The organism is Roseateles sp. (genome assembly GCF_046300915.1).
In the GTDB taxonomy this organism is placed as follows: domain Bacteria; phylum Pseudomonadota; class Gammaproteobacteria; order Burkholderiales; family Burkholderiaceae_C; genus Kinneretia.
The window spans coordinates 1-2,986 of record NZ_JBKCLH010000165.1 but is presented as its reverse complement, the minus strand read 5'-3'; the positions used below and the strand labels follow the sequence as shown (position 1 = coordinate 2,986).

Genomic DNA, 2,986 nt, shown 5'->3' with positions numbered 1-2,986 from the left:
GTACATCTCCATGTCGGCCTGGCCCTGTATCCCGAGACGGCGCGCGACGCCGCCGGCTTGCTGCGCCAGGCCGACATGGAGATGTACGCGCGCAAGGCGCAGTACAAGCGCGCCAACGGCGAGCCCCTGGGGCGCGAGTCCAACCCGCCCGCCGCGCCCTGAGTCGCGCGGGCTTCAGCCCAGGGCCAGGGCCAGGCGGGCACCGGCCTGGGCGTTGTGCTTGACCAGGGCGATATTGGTGGCCAGGCTGCGGCCCTCGGTCAGTGCCTTGATGCGGGCCAGCAGATAGGGCGTGACGGCCTTGCCCGCGATGCCCTGGGTCGCGGCTTCACCCAGGGCCTGCTCGGTGATGGCATCGATCTCGGCGCGCGGCATGGCGGCCTCGGCCGGCACGGGGTTGGAGATCACCACGCCGCCGGCCAGGCCCAGCGCCCATTTGGTCTGCAGAAAGCGAGCCTGCTCGGCGGGCTCGTCGATGCGGAAATCGGCCTTGAAGCCGGAGTCCGGCGTGTAGAAGGCGGCGAAGTTGTCCTGACCGATGGCCAGCACCGGCACGCCGTGGGTCTCCAGGTATTCCAGGGTCAGACCGATGTCGAGGATGCTCTTGGCCCCGGCGCAGACCACGGCCACCGACGTGCGGGCCAGCTCCTGCAGATCGGCCGAGATGTCGAAGCTGGTCTCGGCGCCGCGGTGCACGCCGCCGATGCCGCCGGTCACGAAGACGCGGATGCCGGCCAGCTCGGCGCAGATCATGGTGGCCGCCACCGTGGTGGCGCCGATCTTGCGGGCCGCCAGGGCGTAGGGCAGGTCGCGGCGGCTGATCTTCAGGGCCTCGGGCGAGCGGCCCAGCAGCTCCAGCTCCTCGGGCGTCAGGCCCACGCGGATCTTGCCGTCCAGCAGGGCGATGGTGGCGGGCACGGCGCCCCCGGCGCGGATGATGTCTTCCACCTCGCGCGCGGTCTGCACATTCTGCGGATAGGGCATGCCGTGCGAGATGATGGTGGATTCCAGGGCCACGATGGGGCGGCCGGCGGCGCGGGCGGCGGCCACCTCGGGCGAGTAGGCAATGAAGTCTTGCATGGCGGGTGTCCTCAGGAATGGGCGGGAGCGGCGAGCCATTCGGGGCTCAGCGCGGGGTGAACGGTGGCATCGGTCTGCAGGGTCAGGGCGGAAAGCCGCTGGCCCAGGCGGCAGGCCTCGCCCAGGGCTTGGGGGTCGCGCTGCAGCACGGCGGCCACGCCGGCGGCAAAGGCATCGCCCGCGCCCGTGACGTCGCGCACCGTCGCTACCGGCGGAGCTGCCAGGGCGTGCAGGGCCGGGCCCTCGCTGTAGAGCAGGCCGGCCGCGCCGCGCGTGACCACCAGCTGGCGCAGGCCGCGCGCCTGCAGGCGCTGCCAGGCGTGCTGGAAATCGGCCTCGCTCGCCAGCGGCGTGCCCACCAGGGCGGCCAGCTCGCCGGCATTGAGCAAAAGGGTCTGCAGGCCCTGCAGATCGGCGGGCAGGCTGGCCATCTTGGGCGCGGAGACGGCCACGGCCAGCAGCGGCCGGCCCTGGGCACGGGCCTCGGCCAGCAGCAGGGCCACGCTCTCGGCGCCCAGGATCAGCTCGAAAAGAGTGAGGGAGGCGCCGGCGCGCAGCGGCGCGCTCTGGCGCAGAAAGCCGGTATCCAGGGCCTCGACCACCGACATCTCGGCCAGGCCCAGCACCCTGGCGCCCTGCGGGTCCAGCACGGCGGTGTAGCTGCCGGTGGCCTGGCCGGCCAAGCGCAGGCAGCCGCCCACGTCCACGCCCAGGCGCTGCAGCCCGTCCAGCAGGATCTGGCCGGCGGCGTCCTCGCCCACAGCGCTGAGCAGGCGCACCGGCAGGCCCAGGCGGGCCAGGTTCTCGGCCACATTGCGGGCCACGCCGCCGGGTGTCTCGCGCTGGCGCGCCGGGTTGGACTCGCCCATCTGCACCGGCCCCAAGCTTTGCAGCTTGCGGTCCAGATTGCAGCCGCCGATGCACACGATGGGCGCCTGGGCGGGCGGCAGCATATAGGCGCGGCCCAGCAGCCGGCCCTCACGCACCAGGCTGGCCACATGGCCGGCCACGGCCGAGCGCGACAGGCCCAGGCGTTCGCCCAGCTCCTGCTGGCCCACAAAGGGGTTGGTCCGGATCAGGGCGAGCAGCTGCTCTTTCTTGCTGTCCATGCCGGCAGTGTACAGACAATTGTCTTTATGCAAAACAATTGTCTGTATCTGTCTGGTTTAGGACGTGGAATCCTGCCTTCCTACAATCGGCGGCCCACCAGCCCAAGCCCGGGAGCCGCCTTGACCGACCGATTGCTCAGCCTTGCCCAGCAGCGCTGGAGCGCGCCCCTGCTGCGCGCCCTGGGCCTGCCCCAGCCTCAGCGGCTGCGGCGCCGCGCGCCCGGGGCCTGGCAGCGCCAAGAGCTGGCGGGGCGCCGCCTGCTCCTGCTGGCGGCCGCGCCCAGCGCCCTGGCGCCACGACTGCAGGCCTGGGCCGAGGCGCGCGGGCTGCTGTCGCTGAGCGGGGAGGAGGGCGCCCAGGCCCTGCTGCTGGACCTGAGCGCCGCGAACCGTCTCGACGAGCTGCAGGCCTTGCGCGCCCTGGCCCAGCCGGCCGTGCGCGGCCTGGCGCGGGGCGGGCGGGTGCTGCTGCTGGCGCCGCCGCTGGAGGCGGCGGCCGGGCCAGAGGCCCTGGCCGTGGCCGCGGCCCTGCGCGGCTTTGTGCGTGCCCTGGGCAAGGAGCTGGGCCGGCGCGGCGCCAGCGCCAATCTGCTGGCCCTGGAGGCCGGTGCCGACACGGCGGCGCTGGAGGCCGCGCTGGACTTCTTCCTGGGTGATGGCGGCGCCTATGTGAGCGGCCAGGTGCTGAATCTGCCCGGCGCCGTGGCGGGCGAGGGCGAAGGCTTGCAGGGCGCCCTGGCCGTGGTCACCGGCGCGGCCGCGCCAATGCCGCCGGCCGCGGCCGCCAGGGCCTGCAG

General features: G+C 73.4%; 2 protein-coding genes and 1 pseudogene. 1 reads left to right on the top strand and 2 read right to left on the bottom strand.

Annotated elements, in window-relative coordinates; genetic code table 11:
• Window positions 1-174: 174 nt before the first annotated feature.
• Together ACK5F2_RS12665 and ACK5F2_RS12660 are read right to left on the bottom strand one after the other, a co-directional pair.
• Complete coding sequence (locus tag ACK5F2_RS12665) at window positions 175-1,080, bottom strand: pseudouridine-5'-phosphate glycosidase (RefSeq protein ID WP_409865142.1); 906 nt, start codon at window positions 1,078-1,080, stop codon at window positions 175-177.
• A gap of 11 nt (window positions 1,081-1,091) precedes the next feature.
• Complete coding sequence (locus ACK5F2_RS12660) at window positions 1,092-2,189, bottom strand: carbohydrate kinase (protein ID WP_409865140.1); 1,098 nt, start codon at window positions 2,187-2,189, stop codon at window positions 1,092-1,094.
• A gap of 120 nt (window positions 2,190-2,309) precedes the next feature.
• On the opposite strand from ACK5F2_RS12660, the pseudogene ACK5F2_RS12655 reads away from it, so the two are divergent.
• Window positions 2,310-2,986 (top strand): annotated as a pseudogene (locus ACK5F2_RS12655) (hypothetical protein); the annotation flags it as partial.

Bases quoted from the DNA above. Each gene is read 5' to 3' on its own strand.
- ACK5F2_RS12660 (WP_409865140.1), bottom strand. From the start codon at position 2,189: ATGGACAGCAAGAAAGAGCAGCTGCTCGCCCTGATCCGGACCAACCCC.
- ACK5F2_RS12665 (WP_409865142.1), bottom strand. From the start codon at position 1,080: ATGCAAGACTTCATTGCCTACTCGCCCGAGGTGGCCGCCGCCCGCGCC.